This is a genomic window from Ruegeria sp. HKCCD7296 (assembly GCF_013110775.1).
Classification (GTDB): domain Bacteria; phylum Pseudomonadota; class Alphaproteobacteria; order Rhodobacterales; family Rhodobacteraceae; genus Ruegeria.
Window position 1 is genome coordinate 149,441 of sequence record NZ_WVRF01000008.1, and the last position, 20,256, is coordinate 169,696.

Consider the following 20,256-nt stretch of genomic DNA (forward strand, 5'->3'; position numbering starts at 1 on the left):
GTCTCTTACCCCTCAGCCACAATGTCAGCGATTGTCTTCTTGAGCACACGCGTCACCTGTTCCAACGCGCGCTTGTCGTCTTTGTTCAGACCCTTCAGCGGAGGCCGCATCGCGCCCGCATCGATCCCGTTCATGGTCACGCCATGCTTGATGGTCTGGATGAACTTGCCACCCTGTTCCAACACTCGCATCAGCGGCATCATGGCCGACATGATCCGCCGACCTTTAGAGAAATTCCCCTCGATCACGCAGGCATCGTAAAGCGCCACATGCTCGGTGGGCAGAAAGTTCGACCCGCCACAGACCCAGAACGGCGCACCCCAGGCGAAGAATTCCAACGCTTGGTCGTCCATACCGCAGCCAAGCTGGATGTGTGGATAGTCCCGCGCCAGCAGGTGCACCCTGTTGATATCGCCCGAGCTTTCCTTGATGCCGCAGAAGTTCCGGCTGCGGCCTACACGGTCAAGAAATTCCTCACCCATCATCGTGCCGGTGCGGTGCGGGTAGTTGTACAGCATTACGGGCAGGTCCGCGGCCTTGTCGATAGCCAGCGCGTTCAGTGCGTTTTCGCGGTCGGTCGGCACCGAATAGGGCGGGCTGGCCAGCAGGATCGCATCTGCACCAATTTCGCGCGCGCCCGAGGCCAGCGCAATGGAATCCGGCGTCAGCATGGCCCCGGTCCCTACGACCAGAGGCAGACGGCCTTTCAATTGCTGATGTGTGAATTTGGCCAGTTCCAGCCGTTCTTCCACAGTCTGGGCATAGTTTTCACCTGTCGATCCGCCCGAAATCAGACCATGCACGCCACTCTGGATCAGGTATTCGATCACATTGGACAAGGCGTCCCAATTAACGCTTCCATCGTTGTGATAGGGCGTGACCACAGGGGTATAAATCCCCTCAAACTTGAAAATCGGGTTCATTCCGTCCTCATGCAGGTTTCGAAAGGAGTGGGACGCCCATCGGGACATCCAGCGCGTCTGGCATCACGAACATCTCAATCTGATCGCGTGACAGGTTCCAGTGATCTTCGGCTAGCTTTGCCGCTGCTGCTTCGTCCCGCGCCTCGATGGCTGCGATGATGGCATCATGCTGTTCGCTGGCGCGTGACAGGTTTTCCGACATTTCATCGGACTGTGGGCGATAGAACGTCATGCCGATCCTCGCGTGATCGATCAGCAGCCGGTTGAACGAGGGCAGCAGATAGACATTGCCCGACATCTCGCCAGTCACATCGTGAAAGCGATTGTTGGCCAGCGCCCGATCCTCGGCCGAACCTGTACGTAACGCGGCTTTGAACGCTTGCTGCGCGTCTTTTAGGGCGTCGATCTGCGCAGGGCGCGCGTTTCCTGCAGCCAGACGCAGGATCGCGCCATACACCATTGGTGCGGCAAGGAAGAAATCGCGCAGGGTCGTGTAAGACATCTCGGACACCCGCGCGCTGCGGTTTGTACGCAGGTCGAGATAGCCTTCCCCCGCCAGTTGCCGGAATACCTCGCGCAGCGGTGTGCGTGACAGGCCGAATTCATCTGACAAATGCGCCTCGTCCAGATCTGTGCCTGGTTGCAAGAGCAGAGTCAGAATGGATGTTTTCAGGTGCTCTTGTAACGCGCCTTTTCGCGACTTGGCTTCGTCTTTCATCCCTTAGCTCATCCATCTTTCATAAAGCGGTCGAATCGTGCTGTCACGGTTATGTATGCTAAGAAAATACAACTTGTATACAAAAAAATTTCGTGCAGCATAGGCTCCTGCAAAATAGACTCACTTTCGGGCGCTGTCCCAAGTTCAAACGGATCAACTCATGCCTAAGACGCGGCGCATCACATTTCTTCTGGTCGAGGAATTCTCGCACCTTGCGTTCTCTTGCGCGGTGGAACCGCTGAGGATTGCGAACCTTGTGAGCGGGGAAGAACTTTATAGCTGGAACTTCGTGTCTGAGCATGGCGAACAGGCGGTGTGCTCAAATGGGTCAGTTACGCTGGTTCACTCCGGGCTGGAAAACCTGGCCAAATGCGACCAGCTTTTTGTGCTGTCGGGCATTCATATGCGTAAGCACGTCACCCGCCGCCTGTTGGCCACCCTGCGGCGAGCGCGCGCCCGCGGCACCCCAATCGGTGCCCTATGTTCGGGTGCCTGGGTGTTGGCCGAAGCCGGCTTTCTGGACGGGATGCAGGCGGCGATCCATTGGGAATACCATGATGCCTTCATGGAGGCGTTTCCCGAGGTTAATCTGGTTCGCAGTGTTTTTGTTGCTGACGAAAAACACATCACCGCGTCGGGCGGAACCGCGACGGCAGATTTGATGCTGCATCTGATCGAGCGCGACCATGGCGAAGAGTTGGCAATCGATGTGGCAGATCAAATGGTTTACAACGCGGTGCGCAATGCAACGGCGAAACAGCGGGTTTCGCTGCAGTCACGCAACGGGATGCGCAATGCGCACCTGGCCAAGGCCATCAACATCATGCAGGACAGCATCGAGACCCCAATCTCGCCGTCCTTTATTGCCGAAGAACTTGGCATTTCCACCCGGCAGCTAGAGCGGCTGTTCGGCAAGTATCTGAACACATCGCCCAAGAAGTACTTTATGGAACTGCGCCTGGAACGTGCCCAAAAGTTGCTGCTGCAAACCGAGGCTTCAGTCACCGAGATCGCAATTGCTTGTGGTTTCGAAAACCCGGGCCATTTCTCGCGCGTGTTCCGATCCAGCTTTGGTGTCACACCGCACGCACAGCGCAACAAGATCGACTGAGAAGCGTCTGAGCGGGAAAGAGGACTATTAAAACGGCAGGGGATGCCGTGCTTCATCGGTCCAAATCGGACCTGAGCGGGCATCCCCCTAACCCTGCCGAGATACCCCCTCATTAAAACCGGACTAGTCAACAGATCGGCAGGATTATTTACCAATAGATTGCGATGTAGGCATAACTATTGCGAGAACTTGTCATCCATGAGATTCTTGTGCCTACATTTCTTAACCTTTGCCTTAATTGTGGGCATCGGTTTCGTCGGACAATCGACGGTTTCCAAAGAGTAGTCGTTTTCGATAGGGCGAGTCGAACAACTTGCTCTTGTGTTCCTCATCCGAGCCAATTTTCGCAAGATGAACTAGGTTGGCAAGCTTTGTAGCCAGGCGCTGACGTTGTTGAAAAAGCCGGATGTGTTAGAATTTCCCCTGATTGATGCGGTGTTGTGGAGACCAAAAATTCAAGGGAGAAAGGTATGTCTGACCCATATTCAAATCTGGCCAACGAAGACGATGCGTTGCAGGCGCGTATTGCCGACGCAATGGATGCCCGTTGTTTGGAGCCTGCTCAGGTTGAGATCAGAAAAGCCTATCTCAGAGATCTTGATCTGCCTGAGGGAGCGTATGCAGTTGAGTTCGGTTCTGGCACTGGGCACGTTACCAACGACTTGATCGAGATGGCCGGTGCGACCAAGGCGCTGGGCATCGAGCCATCACCAATAATGGTTGAAAGAGCGCGGCAACGTTTTGACGGAAAACCATCTTTGAGGTTTGAGGTTGGTGATGCAAGGAATACAGGGCTTCCATCCTCATCTGTTGACCTGGTGTTGATGCACACACTGTTGTGCCATGTTCCCGATCCGCAAGACGCCGTTCGCGAGGCACACAGGATACTCAAACCGGGCGGTTTGGTTGCCGTCTGCGATGGCGACTATGATACGGCGACGGCCCAGATTGCAGATTTCGACCCGTTGGATCAGCTTGTCCGCTTTATGATCAACCAGAATGTCACCAATCTTTGGGTCATGCGTCAGATCGGAGAGTTGCTGGGTACCGCAGGGTTCGAACTTGGCCGACGCTGTGGACATGGCTATGTGGCCGAAGGCGAAGCCGGGTATTTCCTGACAGTGATAGATCGCGGGGCGGACCGAATGGTCGAAACAGGTGTCCTTTTCCCTCAGACAGCAGAAGCGCTGAAAGCAGAAGCACGCAGTCGCGTTTCAAGTAACACGTTTTTTGGTTTCATGTCCTATGTCAGTCAGATTGCCAGAAAGCCAATCGGGTGATCAAACTAACTGCATTTTTCAGCGACAAGGTCGTTTTGAGAACGGCGGATTAACACTTGAATATATCCGGTCCGAGTGTCCGCCGGGCAGGTCGCAGCTCCATAGTTTCAGGTTTGGCGGCCCCATGAGATGGCAAGGAGTTTGTTCTATACGCGCTTCTATCCAATGCTTCCCTGCTTAGAACTCGGCGGAGCGAAGTCATAGAAACAAGGGTGGTCACGATATTGGAGATGTATGGATGGTGCTGCTGGAGAGAATTGAACTCTCGACCTCTCCCTTACCAAGGGAGTGCTCTACCTCTGAGCTACAGCAGCGCTGTGGGCGGGTGATTAGACTCAAACGAAACGCGGCGCAAGGGTGTCTGGACGGTTTTTTTCGCCTCCTGTAGAGAAAGAGCATGACAGATAAAAATTCACCCAAAAAACAAGGCAAATCCGGGGGCGCAAGAGAAGAGCGTTTGAAGGCGGCGCTGAAGGCGAACATGGCGCGGCGCAAGGCGCAGGCCAAGGCGCGGGCGGCCTCGGGGGACAAAGCCGATAAGGACGAGGGATAAGAGCAGATGGATTCGATTCTTGTAACGGGCAATGGCCCGCTGACCGGGCAAATTCCGATTGCGGGGGCCAAGAATGCGTGCCTGACGTTGATGCCCGCGACGCTTCTGAGCGAAGAACCGCTGACACTGACCAACGCTCCACGGCTGAGCGACATCAAAACGATGACTGCCCTGCTGCAATCGCTTGGGGCCGAGGTGTCGGCGCTGCAGGACGGGCAGGTGATCGCAATGTCGAGTCATAACCTGACCAGTCAGACTGCAGATTATGACATCGTGCGTAAGATGCGTGCATCTAATCTGGTGCTTGGGCCATTGCTGGCGCGGTTTGGTCAGGCCGTTGTGTCACTGCCTGGTGGTTGCGCGATCGGCGCGCGTCCGATGGATTTGCATGTCGAGGGGCTGGAAGCGCTGGGTGCAGAGATCGAACTGAAAGACGGGTATCTGCACGCCAAGGCACAGGGCGGGCTGAAAGGCGCGGTGCATGAGATGCGCTTTGCCTCGGTTGGGGCAACTGAAAACATCGTCATGGCTGCGACGCTGGCCAAGGGAACCACTGTTCTGAAGAATGCCGCGCGCGAGCCTGAGATTGTCGATCTGGTCGAATGCTTGCGCAAGATGGGAGCCCAGATTTCGGGCGAGGGGACCTCGACCATTGAAATCCAGGGTGTCGATCGGTTGCATGGTGCCACGCATCAGGTCGTTACGGACCGGATCGAACTGGGTACCTATATGCTGGCTCCGGCGATTTGCGGCGGTGAAGTTGAATTGCTGGGCGGGCGCATGTCGCTGGTCGAATCCTTTGCCGAGAAGCTGGACGCAGCAGGAGTCAGCGTTACGGAAACCGAAAAGGGACTGAAAGTCGCGCGAAAGAATGGCCGCGTTCAGGCCGTGGATGTTGTGACCGAACCTTTCCCGGGATTCCCGACGGACCTTCAGGCGCAGATGATGGCGCTGATGTGCACCGCCGAAGGAACCTCGGTGCTGGAAGAACGCATTTTCGAAAACCGATTCATGCACGCACCCGAACTGGTGCGCATGGGCGCGAATATCGAGGTGCATGGTGGCACAGCCACAGTTACCGGTGTTGAAAGCCTGAAAGGTGCGCCTGTTATGGCAACGGACCTGCGCGCCTCGGTCTCGCTGATTCTGGCGGGGCTGGCGGCAGAAGGTGAAACAACGGTCAGCCGGGTCTATCATCTGGACCGCGGATATGAGCATGTGGTGCGCAAGCTGGAAGGCGTGGGTGCAAAAATCGAACGGATCAAGGGCCAATGACAGACGCAAGTTTTGAAGACGGGCGCGAGGCCCCGCTGAATCTGGGTGCTGAGGACAGCGACGACCTTCAGGTGATCTCGACCTTGGCGCAGGACGCGGTTTTCCCGGCGACCGAGATGAAATGGCAGCCGTCGCAGCGCCGTTTTGGTCTGCTGCTGAACCGCTTTCGCTGGGAAGACAAAGATGCGGCCACCCGCCGTGAACGCCCGTTTGAACGGGTGCAATCCGTGCTGGTCTTTGATTCGGTACTGTCCGTGGCCAGCCAGGGCATCGATCGCAGCGACAAGGACATGATCATGTCCCTTCTGTCCGTCGATTTTGAAGCGGGCGAGGATGGCGCAGGCCATATCTTGCTGACTTTGGCAGGGGATGGTGTGATCCGCCTGCGGGTTGAAGCCGTCGATGTGACCCTCAAGGATGTAACCCGCCCGTATCAGGCCCCGTCGGGTCAGGCCCCGCATCACCCCGAATAGATGCAGAATAAGCGCGGTATCTCTCAGGCGTTGTCTAGACTGCCAGGAGGCATCGCGCTGCGTCCGGCCACCGTGTTCGACGTGTTCGACATCAGCCGGGTGCTGATCCGGTCGATCACGCAGCTTTGTGTGGCCGACCACAATAATGATCCTGACCATTTGAAAGAGTGGACTACAAACAAAGATCCAGAAACCATCAGGGGTTGGTTCAAATCAGGGTCGCAGATCTGGGTGGCCGAGCATGAAGGGCGGGTGGCTGCCGTCGGCGGTTTGTTCGAGACCGGGAAGATCACCTTGCTCTACGTTGATCCCGGTCATGTGGGCAGCGGAGTTGGGGCCGCTCTGCTCAATCGGTTAGAACAGCAACTGGCTGCGTGCGGTTGCACCGAGGCGCATCTGGATGCGACCCGGACGGCGCGGAAGTTTTATCTACGCCATGGGTGGGAAGATACCGAGCGGTGCAGTGACCGCCAGGATTTGTCCTGCTTGGCGATGCGCAAATCGCTGCACCCCGACGACTGAGGGTTGAGACCCGACCTTCGCAGCGATATGTCCCATGTCGCAACGCCCGGAGTGCCTGATCATGCCCGTTTTCCTCGACACCACATCACCCGATTTTGAGGGTGCCTTCCAAACGCTGCTGTCAGCCAAGCGCGAAGACAGCCCAGATGTGGATTCGGTTGTGGCTCAGATCATTGATGATGTTCGCAACCGCGGTGACGTGGCGGTCATCGAGTTGACTGCTAAGTTTGACCGTCTGGAGCTAACACAGAAAACTTTGGCCTTCAGCGCGCAGGAAATTGTGGATGCGGTGGCGCAAGTCTCGACCGAGGATCGCGAGGCGCTTGAACTGGCTGCAGCCCGCATCCGGGCCTATCACGAAAAACAGATGCCCACCGATCATAGCTGGACGGATGAGGCCGGGGCGACGCTGGGTTGGCGCTGGTCGGCAGTCTCCGCCGCAGGGCTGTACGTGCCGGGCGGTCTGGCATCCTATCCGTCGTCGGTGTTGATGAACGCCATTCCGGCTAAAGTGGCGGGCGTAGAGCGGTTGGCCATCGTGGTTCCCACACCAGACGGGCAGGTGAACCCGCTGGTGTTGCTGGCCGCGCAATTGGCGGGCGTGGACGAGATCTATCGAATCGGTGGCGCGCAGGCTGTGGCCGCACTGGCCTATGGCACCGACACTATCGCGCCGGTCGACAAGATCACCGGCCCGGGCAATGCCTTTGTTGCAGCCGCCAAACGCCGTGTCTTTGGAAAGGTCGGCATTGATATGATCGCGGGCCCGTCGGAGATTTTGGTGATTGCCGACAAGGATAACGACCCCGACTGGATCGCGCTGGATTTGCTCAGTCAGGCCGAACATGACGAAAGCGCGCAATCCATCCTAATCACCGATGACGCTGCTTTCGGGCAACGCGTCGCGGACGCGGTGGAAAAGCGCCTTGAGACCCTACAACGCCGCGCAATCGCCGGGGCCAGTTGGCGTGACTTCGGTTCTATCATCACCGCACGCGACCTGGACGAGGCGGCAATCCTGTCCAACCGCATTGCGCCAGAACATCTGGAACTGTGCGTTTCTGATCCGCTGGCGTTGAGCGAAAAGACGATCCACGCTGGCGCCATTTTTCTGGGCCAATATACGCCCGAAGCCATCGGTGACTACGTTGGCGGCCCGAACCACGTTCTGCCGACCGCCCGGTCTGCGCGGTTCTCATCGGGGCTCAGCGTGATGGACTTCCTCAAGCGCACCACACTGAGCCACATGACCCCCGAAGCGTTGCGTGCCATAGGTCCAGCCGCCGAACAACTGGCCCAATCGGAAAGCCTTGAGGCGCATGGGCTGTCGGTAGCAGCGCGATTGAACCGCCTAAATGGATGAGATGGCGCAAAGACTTGGCCGATGTGGCGTTTCTGCGCGTTGCCCCGCCAATTTCGTTGTTATAGGTCTGTGCTGACACAAGGATTATAGCTGTAAAGATGACCCGCATCTCGCATATCGAACTGGATGACCGAAACCTGCCTCCGCCGACGCCAGAGATCGAGCAGGAGCGCAAGGTCGCCATCTATGATTTGCTGGAAGAGAACAGTTTCTCTCTGCCCAAACGCGATGACCGCGTTGTGCCCGACGGGCCCTATCGCCTGCAATTGTCGATCCGCGACAAGCGGTTGGTCTTTGACGTTGCAACCGAGGAAGAACAGAAAGCGGCTGAGTTTCATCTGTCGCTTGGTCCGTTTCGGCAAGTGGTCAAAGATTATTTCCAGATCTGCGAAAGCTATTTCGACGCGGTGAAGTCTCTGCCGCCCAGCCAGATCGAAACCATCGACATGGCCCGGCGTGGCATCCACAACGAAGGCAGCCGCGTCTTGCAGGAAAGGTTAGAGGGCAAGGCCGACGTAGACACCGACACCGCCCGCCGCCTTTTCACGCTGATCTGCGTGCTGCATTTCGGAGGCTAACGGGTGACGCCTCTGCCGCAGTCGATCCTGTTTTGTTGTGACCACAACTCGGTTCGATCCCCGATGGCCGAGGGCATCATGAAGAAATTCTACGGCACCGGCACCTATGTGCAGTCTGCCGGAGTCCACAACGATCTGGATATTGACGGCTTCTGTATTTCCGTCTGTCACGAAATCGGGGTCGAGCTATCCCGCCACCGCACCCGATCCTTCGACGAGATGGAAGAGTGGGGTGATGACCTCAGTTCGTTCGACCTGATTGTCGCCTTGTCCCCCGCCAGCCAACGCAAGGCGTTGGAACTGACCCGGATTTTTCACCTCGATGTCGATTATTGGCCAATAATGGACCCTACTGGAATGGGTGAGACACGGGAAACAAAGCTACACCACTACCGACAGACCCGCGATCAGATCATCAAGCATCTGAAAGACCGCTGGGGCGAACCAACGGAGTGAACCATGAACCAGACCGTTCAAACCTATTTCGAGGCATTCAACGCCGGTGATGTTGATGGCATGTTGGCCTGTTTGTCCGACGACGTGGCCCATCACGTAAACGAGGGCCAAATCCGTGTGGGCAAGGAAAAGTTTGCTGCCTTCTGCGCCCATATGAATCGCTGCTACAAAGAGAACCTGACAGATATCGTCGTGTTCGATGCCCAGGGTGGCACCCGCGCTGCGGCCGAATTCATCGTGAACGGCACCTATCTGGAGACCGACGAGGGCCTGCCCGAAGCACACGGCCAGACCTATCGCCTGCCTGCCGGATCATTCTTTGATCTGAAAGACGGCAAAATCACCCGCGTCACCACTTTTTATAACCTTACGGACTGGACCAAACAGGTCTCGAATGGCTGAGGCCAACGCTGTCCGCCCCCTGACCGGAGCGGCGCTTGAGGCTGCTCTGGACGATGTCGCCCGTCTGCGGATCAAGGTCTTTCACGACTGGCCTTATCTCTATGATGGCGACCTCGAATACGAGCGTAAATACCTGCAGTCCTACCGGGACAGCGATCAGGCCATCGTGGTGGGTGCTTTCGACGGCGACCGCCTGATCGGCGCGTCAACCGGCGCCCCCCTGACGGATCACGCCGAAGATTTCGCCGCAGCGTTTGAAGGCACAGGCCTTGAGTTGGGCGACATCTTCTATTGCGCAGAGTCGGTACTGTTATCGGAGTATCGTGGGCAAGGTGTCGGCCACAAATTCTTTGACGAACGTGAAGCCCATGCTCGCCGTCTTGGGTTCTCCAAAGCTGCATTCTGCGGAGTGCAACGCCCGGACGACCACCCGATGAGACCTGCACAATACCGCCCGCTCGACACCTTCTGGCGCGCGCGCGGTTACACGCCTCTACCCGGCGTCATGGCACAGTTTTCCTGGAAAGACATCGGAGAAGACGGCGAGACGCTCAAACCGCTACAGTTCTGGATCAGGGATCTGTAGTCACCATCTACGGTGCGCGCCTGCGGCTTAAGAAACCGTATTTCACGGCCCAAGCCCGAAGCGACAGGCGTTTACGCTTGTCTTGTTTCACTGCTTTCTTGGATTGCTGACCGCCTTTGCGGTTGAACTCATAGACGTCAATGACACGCTCGGCGCATCCGCAGGCTTCGCCCATCCCAACCTTGGCGAAATAGAACTTCTCGAATTCTTCCTGTTTTTGCATCACCAGCCTCCTTCGTACATTCAAGCACGTCAGACCGCAGATGCCAATTCACGTTCCCGTCTGTGCAGGACATAGAGTAGGTCCCGGGCAGAGCATGCCCGGGTATTTGTTTTCAGTGCCCTAAGATCGGGTCAAACTCACTTTCAGGGTCGAGGACCGGATCCAGAACAAGCACCAACCGCGTCTCGCCCGTGCCTTCAATCGGAGGCGAGCGGTGCAGAAAACCGGAGTCTGGTTGTGCGGGCCAGAGCGTGCCACATAACAGAATTGGTGCGCCGGTTGGGGTCGTGAAAACGCGCGATGGGTCTGCGCCACCTGTCGAGACCCCATATTGCGTTCCCGTTCCCTTATAGGTGCATACGAGGCGCGCGGTCACGGCATCGACGTGGAACCTGCGGCATGCATTGGTCGTTATCACGTCCAACCGCAGCCGCAGCCATTTCGCGTTCATCAGACCGGCAAAGATATCAGACAGCGCTGCAATGTCGTCCACCAGCCGGTCGCGCTCTGCACCCGGTGGGGTGCCGCGCGCGTCGCATACTTCAGAAACAGCCTCGCGCACCAACTCGGGGCGCAGGATCACGCGGGTCTTGGGCAGTTGTTCGGGCGCGATCCCGTTTAGCCAGGATTGAAAACCCTGCAGCGGTTGCCGGTTCCAAATTGCCGCAGCACATCCGGGTTGATGAATGGCTGAAAGGTCGTTGGGCGTGGTGCAAATCTCGACCCCTATGGCGGCGTCTTGGATGATGTTTTGAACAATACTCATGCTGCAGCCTCTGCCCGTCGCCAGATCGGGAAGGGGTCTGCCAGATTGGGTAGATCCTCCAGACGAGTTGCTGCGACAGCGGGCAGCAGCGCAGCATCCAACCGGGCTTTCAATCTGGGCCAATCAATACCGCTGCCGATGAACACTATCTCTTGCCGCCGATCGCCCCACGGCTCTTGCCAATGGGCCTGCATGTAAGCTCGTGCGCTTTCGTGATCTGGGCGGCGGTCTTCGGGCACGGTGGCCCACCAAGTGCCCAGCGGCTGTACCGAGGACAGGGCACCCGCCAGCGAAAACTCGGCCACCCAATCCGGGCGCGTGGCGATCCAGAAATGGCCTTTGGCCCGGATCACACCGGGCAGATCGCCGTTCAGGATTTCAAGGATCTTTTCAGGGATAAAGGGCTGCCGCGCACGGTAGACATAGCTGGTGACGCCATATTCCTCGGTCTCTGGCACGTGATCCGCAAAACCATAAAGTTCTTTGGCCCACATCGGGTGCTCATGCGCCTTTTCGAAGTCGAACAGCCCGGTATCCAGAATTTCATCTGCGGCCACGTCCGAGTGGTTGGTCTCGATGATCCGGGCGTCCGCGTTCAAGCTTCGGATGATCTTGCGCGCAGCATCCACGCGATCTGGTCCGGCGTCAGAAACTTTGTTCAGAATGACCACATCTGCAAATTCGATCTGATCGGTCAGCAAATGTACCAACGTGCGCTCATCTTCTTCGCCCATCGTCTCGCCACGGTCGCGTAGGAAATCATGGCTGGAGAAATCCTTGAGCAGGTTCAACGCATCTACAACCGTCACCATCGTGTCCAGGCGTGAAACGTCCGAGAGGCTTTCGCCAAGCTCATCGCGGAAGTCAAAAGTGGCCGCTACGGGTAGAGGCTCGGAAATGCCGGTGGATTCGATCAACAGGTAATCAAACCTCCCTTCAGATGCCAGTCTGCGTACCTCGTCCAGCAGGTCGTCGCGCAGCGTACAGCAGATGCAGCCGTTCGACATTTCGACCAGTGTCTCGTCTGTGCGGGAAAGCTCGGTATCGGCGCGTATGAGATCAGCGTCGATATTCACTTCGGACATGTCGTTGACAATCACGGCCACCCGGCGGCCATCGCGATTGTTGAGTACGCGGTTCAAGAGGGTTGTTTTGCCCGCGCCCAGAAAGCCGGACAGTACTGTGACCGGAAGTCGGGTGTCACTCATGGAATGTGCTCCTGTGTATATGGCTCGTTTCGGGGTACAGGCGGTTGCCTATCCTCCCCCGCTATAAATTGCCGATAATGTAATGTTATTACATTGTTGATGGCAAGCTGGTTTTTGGCGGGATATCGTTTGATCGTTGGGTCAGCGTCTCGTAAAACCTCCACAGCGCTTGGGTGCGGGTCAGAAGGACGGTGCGGAAACAAATGCCCTGTACATACCGCGCCGTCCTCTTCTAGTGTCGCGCCGACTGAGTTCCTTTGGATACGAAATCATGAAAGTCGCCACCGCTGCTTACGATCTCAGCTGGCTCGACAGTTGGGCACAGTACGAAGACAAGTTGGACCGATGGGTTGCTGAGGCCGCAGGTCAGGGGGCCGAGTTGTTGGTCTTTCCTGAATACGGGGCTATGGAGCTTTCGACCCTCGACGGGGTCGCCGTGGCAGGCGATCTGGAACGTTCGATCCATGCTGTGTCTGACCGGATGGGGGATGTGCAAACCCTGCACAGCCGCCTTGCGAAGACATACAACACATATATTCTGGGCGCTTCCGCCCCGGTTGTGGATGGCCACGGTCGTCCAGTGAACCGCGCCGCGTTCTATGCGCCGGACGGCGCTTGCGACCATCAGGACAAGCAGATCATGACCCGGTTCGAGCGTGAAGATTGGGACATTGCCCCCGGTGGTCCGCTGAAGCTGTTCAACACCGCGCTGGGCAAGATCGGGGTGCTCATCTGCTATGACAGCGAATTCCCTTTGCTGGGCCGCGCGCTGAGCGAGGCGGATCTGATATTGGTCCCGTCTTGCACCGAAGCTCTTTCGGGTTATTGGCGGGTTCGTATCGGAGCGATGTCAAGAGCCTTGGAAAACCAATGTGTTACAGTTATGGCGTCGCTGGTAGGTGACAATGATTGGTCCGAGGCCGTGGACAAAAACACTGGTACGGGCGGCATATTCGGCCCGCCTGACAAAGGCTTTCCAGCCACTGGTGTGCTGGCCGAGGGCACGCTTAATCAGCCCGGCTGGACCTATGCCGAGATCGATCTGTCAGCCATTGCCGAAGTCCGTGCCGATGGTCATGTGTTGAACCGAACGCATTGGGAAGAACAAGCCCTCCGAGTCGAATCGGTCACAATATCCGACCTTTAGGTGATTCCGCCCTTGAAATAAGGGCAAAATAGGCTCATTTAAGCGCTCATCCCCGCAGATTCTGCGGGTGCAACGTAATGATGGAGACAACATGGCCAAGGAAGATACGCTCGAATTTCCCGGTGTCGTGAAGGAACTCCTGCCTAATGCGACGTTTCGGGTCGAGCTGGAAAACGGCCATGAGATCATCGCACATACGGCAGGCAAGATGCGCAAGAACCGCATCCGTGTTCTGGCCGGCGACAAAGTTCAGGTCGAAATGACCCCGTATGATCTGACCAAGGGTCGGATCAACTACCGCTTCAAGTAACGCCTGCCGCAATGGCGTTTATCCTAGGATCGGGCAGCCCGAGACGGCTGGACCTGTTGGCCCAGCTTGGTGTGCAGCCCGATGCCATCCGCCCCCCTGACATCGACGAAACGCCTCGGAAAGCAGAGCTTCCGGTTCCTTATTGCAGTCGGATAACGCGCGAGAAAGTGCTGGCGGTGCAGGCGGATAGCGGTGACATCACGCTTTGCGCAGATACCACGGTCGCATTGGGGCGGCGCATTCTGGGAAAGCCCGAAGATGCGGGCCAGGCCGCCGAATTTCTGCACGCATTGTCCGGTCGCCGTCACCGGGTCATAACCTCGGTAGCTGTACGGTCTGGGGATCGAATACTACAGCGTGACGTGGTCTCGCAGGTGAGGGTCAAACGCCTGTCCGATGTCGAAATCAATGCTTATCTGGCGACAGGGGACTGGCAGGGCAAAGCTGGAGCTTACGCCATTCAAGGCCCCGCAGGTGCGTTCATACCCTGGATTTCGGGATCGTTCACCGGCATTGTCGGACTGCCTCTGTCCGAAACCGCCGCCCTGTTGCAGGGTATCGGCTATCCACTTTATCGCGAGGCACCATGAAGGGCCGCACTATCGTTCTGGACCACATCGAGGACCGCGAAGCCGCGGCCCTTATGGTTGACGGAAAGCTCGATGATTTCCTGATTTCAGCTGACGCGCCCACGCCCGGCACGATCTACCGCGCCCGCGCAGACCGCCCAGTCAAAGGGCAGGGCGGTATGTTTCTGACAACGCCAGATGGGCCCGCTTTCTTGCGTCAAGTTAAAGGCTTGGCGCCGGGGGCTTTACTTTTGGTACAGGTGAGTGGCTATGCCGAACAAGGAAAAGCGATCCCTGTCAGCAACCGGATCCTATTCAAAAGCCGTTATGCCATTGTCACGCCCGAAGCGCCGGGTCTGAATATTTCGCGCAGCATCAGGGATGACGATACCCGCGACCAGTTGTTGGAAATTGCACACGAACAGATGGGCGACAGCCCTTATGGTCTGATCCTTCGTTCCTGCTGTGCAGGTGCGGATGCCGATGACATTGCCGAGGATATTTCAGCCATGTTGGCCCAGGCGGATCAGGTGATGAATGACGATGGCACAGAGACAGAGGTGCTGAGCGAAGGGGATGGCCCTCATATCCTCGCCTGGCGCGACTGGACCGACCCGGCTGAGGTTGTCACGCAGGCCGGGGGATTCGAAAGTCACGGTGTTTTGGATGCGCTCGATATGGCTCGCGGTACGTCCGAGCTTTTGCCGGGCGGTGGGCATCTTTATGTCGAACCCACGCGTGCCTTGGTTGCAGTGGATGTGAATACCGGTTCAGATACGTCTCTCGCTGCGGGCACCAAAGCCAATTTCGCTTGCGCCAAGTTGTTGCCGCGGGCTCTGCGTGTGCGTGGGTTGGCGGGGCAGATCACCTTGGATCTGGCGCCGATGCCGAAAAAAGATCGGCGTGGCTTTGAATCGGCCCTTCGAGCGGCCTTTAAATCGGACCCGGATGAGACGATCCTGGCAGGCTGGACCCCGCTGGGGCATTTCGAATTGCAACGCAAACGCAGCCGCTTGCCGCTGGCGGAGATCCTGAAATGAGCTGTCCGATTTGCGGAGAAGACACGGTGCAAAAGTTCCGCCCTTTCTGCTCAAAACGCTGCGCGGACATTGATCTGGCCAAGTGGCTGAACGGCTCATATGCTGTCCCATCGCAACGCGAAGAGGACCTTGAAGCCGAGGCTGAAGCCCAAGACCTTATGCCAAAACGACCGCATTGAAAAAATGTAAAAAAGCCTCTGGACACTGCCGGTAGCAAGTCATAGAACGCCCCCACCCAACGATGTACATCGTTCCCGTGCCCGGGTAGCTCAGGGGTAGAGCAGTGGATTGAAAATCCTCGTGTCGGTGGTTCGATTCCGCCCCCGGGCACCACTATATGATTAAAAATTGTATTATTTAAATGACTTGTAGTGGTGGACATGTTCTCAGTCCTCCAATTGGTCCTCCACTTATGTTTTGGTATGACTGGAACCGTGAATAACGAGTTTGGCAACAATGCCTGCGAACTTAGGCCTTAGAACATGGCTGCAAACACGGTAGGGTTCGCGGCCAATACCGCTAATCCTAACGCCATAACCAGATCGTCATGATGACCTTGACGGGCTTCTATCTTCCTAGATCTGGGAATCGTTACGAAAGCTGTCATTTCAGCAGCTAGGTCTGCGCGTCCCGGAGCGTTGGAGGCAACTCTTAGCTGCCCGCAAGCCAAAGCCGAGCTTATGCCTCCGATCAGTGACTGCTTGGAAATCATGATCCGACCATCCTCGCAAATCTTAAGTTTGCGGCTGCAACCGGTTGTCACCACTCCTGTTGCATTGATATCCGATAGCATCTCGCCCACGGCATCACCAACGCCCGTGCTGTCAAAGGCAAGGTGATCAACACCGGACAGGGCTGGCTTGAGAAGCTCTATCTGCTCGCGGTAAGGACGGTGTGGCAGCCGCAACGCGTGCGTCACCTTCATAGTTTCAATGGCTTCGATTATGACCAGTGCAGAATGGTCTGAACGCTTTGCAAGATCGAGACCGGCAACAATCATCAGACCAGGTGTGGGGCACGATAGTGAATTGGCCCCGCGTTTCTGACCGGCGCATGATTATAGGCCGCCCAAAATTGCAACATTAGCGCAATTGCTACCGTTTCGTCTGCCGAGAGGCCCGCCAGGGTATCCGCGTCGCCGATGCCATGGCGCCGGATCAGAGTTTCGGTAGACGCTGCACCGCGACCGACGGCCTCCCACGTAAGCCCGCCGTTGGGAACCGAGTACTCGTTCGCATCGAAGGCCAGGACGATCCTGTCTTGAACCCATGGCGCACCAAATGCCCCCAGTGGTGGGCTGATGCCGTTCGGGTTCTTCCAGAGCATTCGATCAAACCAAGACACAAGAAATCTGGCGCCGATAATTTGTCGGCCATGTACGTCGTACGCAATGCCATCAGATGTCGAACCATTGACAAGGACGTTTGCGAAAGTCGTCGGATCTTCCCAGCCAGAGCGGCTTGTTAGGAGATCAGATGCGGCAAGGTTCTGACCAACATCACTTAGAACCACAGCAGGTGCCGAGGGATTGCGGCTCTCGCGCCATGTTTCGAGATCAGCGTCGACGATATCCCGGATTGTGCGGGCATCGCCATCTCGGACGACGCACCAATGTGGAACAAGGGTTGCGGGCTGCAGCGTCCAAGCAAAGCCGTCCTTGCTTTGCCCGTCGGCAGTCCAGACGCTAGACGAGCAGATCACTACCACCGGTTGGTTAGGTCCTCCCCCACCAGCGGTGAGAATCCTGCCGAAAGCAACGTGCTTCGATGTCCGATCCGATAGGGCCATTAGAAGACTCCCCACATATCCGTGTATGAACGCCGTTGTTCGCTCAGTTCGCTATGTTTCTTTCTGCGTCTGGCCGATTCCTCTTGGGCGGCGATATCACGATCTTCTTTCGCAGCTGCCGATTTGATCTCGCTTAAATCTGGAGCAGTTGCTACGCCGTCCCCAAACATCGCGGCCAGCGCGTTGGCGTCGAAAACGGAACGGTTCGCCACCACAAAGGCGCAGTCGAGTTCTTGTGAAGCTCGGGCGGGACCAAGGCGAGTGCGAAGATCGGAAAGCGTGCCCTCGTCAAACCGAGCAATGCGTTCCGCCGGTACATTGATCACGTGCACATCCTTATCCGACGCCAATTCGTGAAACAGTCCCTGCGGTCCATTTGGTGTGCTGACAGCGATCAAATCGCCGCCTGTTGAAGTCAACATCGGTAGTATCGCCGCAGCAACGTTCTCTTTCACAAAAGCGCATTCATCAATGATGACCAGGTCTGCTGTGGCCCCACGCACTTTGTCCGGATCATCTCCCGGCAGGGCAATGATGCTGGAGCCGTTTAAGAGTCGGATCTCTTCTCTCGATTGGCCATAGTGCACTTCAGCCCTTTGAAGGCAGCCCACAACTTTCGTTCGCAGAGCGCTTGATTGCCGGAAAGTTGGAGAAACCAGCACGATACGAAACCCGGGGTTCATGCGAGCTGTGTAGGCCGCTCGAGCCGCGGTAACCGTGCTCTTGCCGGATTGGCGGCTAGCCACCACACAGATCCGATTTGCTTCGGCCTCCATGATTTCCGCTTGCCAATCGTCCAGCTCAAGACCCAATGCCTTAGCAGCCCAACGCGATGGGCTGGCGTAACCCTCCATTGCTACCGCTTTAATTAGGGCACCAAGGCGCCCAACTTCGTCGGACAGTTTTGTGAGTTGCCGGTCCCGCTTTGCCATCTCAGGCGACCCTTGGCATCAGCCCTGCTTTCAATTCAGAAATCTGATCTTCCAGCTCCAGAATGCGGCATTCTTGCTCGATCAGTTCAAACGCCTTCGCCTTCCGCTCAACAAGAGCGGTAAGTTGTCCAAGCTCATCGGTACTGATCTTTCCGTCCGCCGCCAGTCGCTCGTAATGATCGTAGGCCAGCCTGATGTCTTTGGCATCGTTTACTGGAAACTGCTCGAATGTGATCAGGCATCCCCTCCTAGGGGGATAGATCCGGTTTAACAGTGTTTGGGCCGCGGAGATGTCTCCACCTTTGGCGGCACAGATAACAGCATCGATTATACCGACTGCTTCCTCTACGCACCTTGCATCCAGCATTGCGCGTACTTGTCGACCAATCGGCGATTTCGCGGGACCTGGCTTCCTTTTTCCAGCCATGGTTGCCCCCTATGTTAGGTTAGTATTACTGACCTAATATAGCACGAACTTGGTTGCTCGGCATAGGGTCAGTTTCGGGGCAGTAGCAATCGGGCCTACCACCGAAAGCGGACGTTCGTAGTCACTGCAGCGAATGACGGCTCCGAGCCCAAAGCGGACCTTCGAACTCGACGCGGCAACAGGCAGAACTAAGCGCGAAACGGAAATCGCTCCACTGCTATCTAGCAGTAATGGTGTCTCAAAGTAAGCCTTTCGCGTACACGTTGAATGCTTCTGGTCGGTTGTCTCGTGGCTATAAACTCCACTGCTCAATGCCTTTTGCTAGCCAGAGAAGAGGGTCAGGTGCCTCCGCGCGACCGGAACTCTGATGGAGAGCACCCCTCCCACTTTGAGAAGGCCGTAGAAAAGTTCTGCCGGTGCGAAAAACCAATGCTTTGAGCGACCTCGTCAATTTCGCGGCCTTGCCGTAAAGCCTCTCGCGCGATGGCATGGCGCGGGCCATCGCGGAGGCGATCAAAACGGCTGCCCTCTTTTTTTAGGGCATCCTGGAGGGTTCTGAGCGGTTTGTCGAGAAGGTTAGCGACTTCGGTTTGCGCAAGAGGGCGCTGGTTGGTGCGCAATGACGCGTATTGCAAATGAGTTACGAGGTCGGACATCTCACAGGACGCATTGGGCACTTCGGGCGCCTCTGCCATGGCCAAAAGAAGGAGATCGGACAGGTCGGGCCTGGAGTGTTTGAGCGGCGTCCGCAAGAGGTGATCATCGAACTCAACTGTTCCGATATCACCCTCCGAAACCTGGCTCACGCCACTGAGAAATGTTGTGTGGTGAGCGCGCGCTCCGGGATAGCTCACCCGGATATGCGCGCTGCGTGTGCCCGTGCGCTGGGCGAGAAGGTTGCAGATCAGTCCGATTGTGTATTGCACATCGAGCGAGGCTTCCGGGCCCACGCCGAAGGGGTGAACGTACGTGAACCGACAACGACCCCTTCGCACTCGGAGGCCAACACTGACCCCGGGAACGATATAGGGAACCGTGTCGCGCAGAATGCAGAGGGCGGCCCAGATAGTCTCAGAATGAATGACGGCTTTGCCGAAAAGCCCCATATCCGCGAACTCTTGGTCCATACCTGCCCTCAGCATGATCCCGCCAAGATCATCGAGGTGGTCGATGCGGGCGAGGCCCTCTAGGTAGGTGCCGTCGGGCATCCAACGCTCCGCCTGATTCGGAACATCGAGCCCCGCTACCTCTGCGGAGAGACCTTTCCCCAGACCAAACATGGGATCAGACAGGCACTTAAACAAACCCAGCAACAGGCCCGCACGGACCTGTCTCGAGTCGTCGGGACGGCAAAACGATCGATCTTCCCGTGTGTTTGAAGACAATAGTTGGTTCCTTGGGCGCTAGTGTTGATTCTTAGACTAAGCGATTTGTGCCTACAACACTGCAGCAAAAAGAACTCGACGCGGCGCCTCCCGGACATGTCCTACGAAGAGCGCTGCCAAAAGGTAGCGGTTTCATTCTGGCTCGCGCTTCATGCCGCGCGACATGGAAGCAGTCTGACAAAACGAGGTGCGTCGCGCAGTTCAAATCAAAAGGAGGAGAC

26 protein-coding genes and 2 tRNA genes are annotated in these 20,256 nt (G+C 56.9%); 17 read left to right on the forward strand and 11 right to left on the reverse strand.

Translation table 11 applies throughout. The features are described from left to right. Positions 1-5: 5 nt before the first annotated feature. Both GS632_RS12885 and GS632_RS12890 read right to left on the reverse strand, forming a co-directional pair. Entirely contained in the window at positions 6-923 is a 918-nt protein-coding gene (locus GS632_RS12885) for a dihydrodipicolinate synthase family protein (protein WP_171238612.1), read from the reverse strand. A gap of 7 nt (positions 924-930) precedes the next feature. Further along, a complete protein-coding gene (locus tag GS632_RS12890; RefSeq protein WP_171722002.1) occupies positions 931-1,641 on the reverse strand; it encodes a GntR family transcriptional regulator in 711 nt (236 codons plus the stop codon). A 160-nt stretch (positions 1,642-1,801) separates the two neighbouring features. Here GS632_RS12890 and GS632_RS12895 point away from each other — a divergent pair, with 160 nt between their 5' ends. Further along, positions 1,802-2,752 (forward strand): GlxA family transcriptional regulator, encoded by a 951-nt coding sequence (locus GS632_RS12895; RefSeq protein ID WP_171175897.1) that lies wholly within the window; start codon positions 1,802-1,804, stop codon positions 2,750-2,752. 470 nt (positions 2,753-3,222) lie between these two features. Further along, a complete protein-coding gene (locus tag GS632_RS12900; RefSeq protein WP_171175895.1) occupies positions 3,223-4,032 on the forward strand; it encodes a methyltransferase domain-containing protein in 810 nt (269 codons plus the stop codon). Between the two features lie 239 nt (positions 4,033-4,271). Here the strand turns inward: GS632_RS12900 and GS632_RS12905 are convergent. Continuing rightward, positions 4,272-4,346 (reverse strand) — tRNA-Thr (locus tag GS632_RS12905). A gap of 83 nt (positions 4,347-4,429) precedes the next feature. Between GS632_RS12905 and GS632_RS12910 the strand changes: the two genes are divergently transcribed. The 9 genes from GS632_RS12910 (at position 4,430) to GS632_RS12950 (ending at position 10,240) form a co-directional block, all read left to right on the forward strand. After that, entirely contained in the window at positions 4,430-4,585 is a 156-nt protein-coding gene (locus GS632_RS12910; protein ID WP_171175825.1) for a hypothetical protein, read from the forward strand. A gap of 6 nt (positions 4,586-4,591) precedes the next feature. Further along, positions 4,592-5,860 (forward strand): UDP-N-acetylglucosamine 1-carboxyvinyltransferase, encoded by a 1,269-nt coding sequence (gene murA / locus GS632_RS12915; protein ID WP_171175823.1) that lies wholly within the window; start codon positions 4,592-4,594, stop codon positions 5,858-5,860. Continuing rightward, positions 5,857-6,333 (forward strand): DUF2948 family protein, encoded by a 477-nt coding sequence (locus GS632_RS12920; RefSeq protein WP_171175820.1) that lies wholly within the window; start codon positions 5,857-5,859, stop codon positions 6,331-6,333. Before murA ends, GS632_RS12920 begins: the two co-directional genes overlap by 4 nt. Continuing rightward, the gene (locus GS632_RS12925) at positions 6,334-6,855 is read left to right on the forward strand and encodes a GNAT family N-acetyltransferase (RefSeq protein ID WP_171238618.1); all 522 of its coding nucleotides are present in this window, start codon (positions 6,334-6,336) and stop codon (positions 6,853-6,855) included. It abuts the gene before it with no gap. Positions 6,856-6,916: 61 nt separating this feature from the next. After that, positions 6,917-8,218, forward strand: coding sequence for a histidinol dehydrogenase (hisD, locus tag GS632_RS12930; RefSeq protein WP_171176267.1), 1,302 nt, complete (start codon positions 6,917-6,919; stop codon positions 8,216-8,218). 98 nt (positions 8,219-8,316) lie between these two features. After that, positions 8,317-8,796 carry a UPF0262 family protein gene (locus GS632_RS12935; RefSeq protein ID WP_171175817.1) on the forward strand — a complete coding sequence of 160 codons (480 nt, stop codon included), beginning with the start codon at positions 8,317-8,319 and terminating at the stop codon, positions 8,794-8,796. Positions 8,797-8,799: 3 nt separating this feature from the next. Beyond that, the gene (locus GS632_RS12940) at positions 8,800-9,252 is read left to right on the forward strand and encodes a low molecular weight phosphatase family protein (RefSeq protein WP_171091313.1); all 453 of its coding nucleotides are present in this window, start codon (positions 8,800-8,802) and stop codon (positions 9,250-9,252) included. 3 nt (positions 9,253-9,255) lie between these two features. Further along, positions 9,256-9,654: a ketosteroid isomerase-related protein gene (locus GS632_RS12945; RefSeq protein WP_171235713.1), complete on the forward strand. Its 399-nt coding sequence runs from the start codon at positions 9,256-9,258 to the stop codon at positions 9,652-9,654. Beyond that, positions 9,647-10,240 (forward strand): GNAT family N-acetyltransferase, encoded by a 594-nt coding sequence (locus tag GS632_RS12950; RefSeq protein ID WP_171722001.1) that lies wholly within the window; start codon positions 9,647-9,649, stop codon positions 10,238-10,240. The genes GS632_RS12945 and GS632_RS12950 overlap by 8 nt, the downstream gene beginning before the upstream one ends. Before the next feature lie 7 nt (positions 10,241-10,247). On the opposite strand, the gene GS632_RS12955 is transcribed toward GS632_RS12950, so the two are convergent. From GS632_RS12955 to GS632_RS12965, 3 genes are all read right to left on the reverse strand, one after another. Continuing rightward, positions 10,248-10,463, reverse strand: a complete 216-nt coding sequence (locus GS632_RS12955) for a hypothetical protein (RefSeq protein WP_171091306.1) — start codon at positions 10,461-10,463, stop codon at positions 10,248-10,250. A gap of 112 nt (positions 10,464-10,575) precedes the next feature. Continuing rightward, the gene (locus GS632_RS12960; RefSeq protein WP_171238619.1) at positions 10,576-11,229 is read right to left on the reverse strand and encodes a DUF1826 domain-containing protein; all 654 of its coding nucleotides are present in this window, start codon (positions 11,227-11,229) and stop codon (positions 10,576-10,578) included. Beyond that, the gene (locus GS632_RS12965; RefSeq protein WP_171722000.1) at positions 11,226-12,437 is read right to left on the reverse strand and encodes a GTP-binding protein; all 1,212 of its coding nucleotides are present in this window, start codon (positions 12,435-12,437) and stop codon (positions 11,226-11,228) included. The genes GS632_RS12960 and GS632_RS12965 overlap by 4 nt, the downstream gene beginning before the upstream one ends. Positions 12,438-12,708: 271 nt before the next feature. On the opposite strand from GS632_RS12965, the gene GS632_RS12970 reads away from it, so the two are divergent. The 6 genes from GS632_RS12970 to GS632_RS12995 all read left to right on the forward strand — a co-directional run bounded on the left by GS632_RS12970 (position 12,709) and on the right by GS632_RS12995 (position 15,836). Then, a complete protein-coding gene (locus GS632_RS12970; RefSeq protein ID WP_171238621.1) occupies positions 12,709-13,584 on the forward strand; it encodes a carbon-nitrogen hydrolase family protein in 876 nt (291 codons plus the stop codon). 91 nt (positions 13,585-13,675) lie between these two features. Then, positions 13,676-13,894, forward strand: coding sequence for a translation initiation factor IF-1 (infA, locus tag GS632_RS12975; RefSeq protein ID WP_005978431.1), 219 nt, complete (start codon positions 13,676-13,678; stop codon positions 13,892-13,894). Positions 13,895-13,905: 11 nt separating this feature from the next. Next, entirely contained in the window at positions 13,906-14,484 is a 579-nt protein-coding gene (locus tag GS632_RS12980; RefSeq protein WP_171238622.1) for a nucleoside triphosphate pyrophosphatase, read from the forward strand. After that, positions 14,481-15,503 (forward strand): ribonuclease E/G, encoded by a 1,023-nt coding sequence (locus GS632_RS12985; RefSeq protein WP_171238623.1) that lies wholly within the window; start codon positions 14,481-14,483, stop codon positions 15,501-15,503. Before GS632_RS12980 ends, GS632_RS12985 begins: the two co-directional genes overlap by 4 nt. Next, positions 15,500-15,682: a DNA gyrase inhibitor YacG gene (locus tag GS632_RS12990; protein ID WP_171175802.1), complete on the forward strand. Its 183-nt coding sequence runs from the start codon at positions 15,500-15,502 to the stop codon at positions 15,680-15,682. Before GS632_RS12985 ends, GS632_RS12990 begins: the two co-directional genes overlap by 4 nt. A gap of 79 nt (positions 15,683-15,761) precedes the next feature. Next, positions 15,762-15,836 (forward strand) — tRNA-Phe (locus tag GS632_RS12995). 142 nt (positions 15,837-15,978) lie between these two features. Here the strand turns inward: GS632_RS12995 and GS632_RS13000 are convergent. The 5 genes from GS632_RS13000 to GS632_RS13020 form a co-directional block, all read right to left on the reverse strand. Further along, the gene (locus GS632_RS13000; protein WP_171721999.1) at positions 15,979-16,503 is read right to left on the reverse strand and encodes a hypothetical protein; all 525 of its coding nucleotides are present in this window, start codon (positions 16,501-16,503) and stop codon (positions 15,979-15,981) included. Next, positions 16,503-17,291 carry a hypothetical protein gene (locus tag GS632_RS13005; protein ID WP_170502229.1) on the reverse strand — a complete coding sequence of 263 codons (789 nt, stop codon included), beginning with the start codon at positions 17,289-17,291 and terminating at the stop codon, positions 16,503-16,505. The genes GS632_RS13000 and GS632_RS13005 overlap by 1 nt, the downstream gene beginning before the upstream one ends. Further along, on the reverse strand, positions 17,291-18,223 hold the full coding sequence (locus tag GS632_RS13010; RefSeq protein ID WP_170546752.1) for a terminase large subunit domain-containing protein: 933 nt from the start codon (positions 18,221-18,223) through the stop codon (positions 17,291-17,293). Before GS632_RS13010 ends, GS632_RS13005 begins: the two co-directional genes overlap by 1 nt. Position 18,224: 1 nt before the next feature. Then, positions 18,225-18,650 carry a hypothetical protein gene (locus GS632_RS13015; RefSeq protein WP_170502233.1) on the reverse strand — a complete coding sequence of 142 codons (426 nt, stop codon included), beginning with the start codon at positions 18,648-18,650 and terminating at the stop codon, positions 18,225-18,227. 338 nt (positions 18,651-18,988) lie between these two features. Beyond that, positions 18,989-19,858 carry an AraC family transcriptional regulator gene (locus GS632_RS13020; protein ID WP_170619890.1) on the reverse strand — a complete coding sequence of 290 codons (870 nt, stop codon included), beginning with the start codon at positions 19,856-19,858 and terminating at the stop codon, positions 18,989-18,991. Positions 19,859-20,256 lie beyond the last annotated feature (398 nt).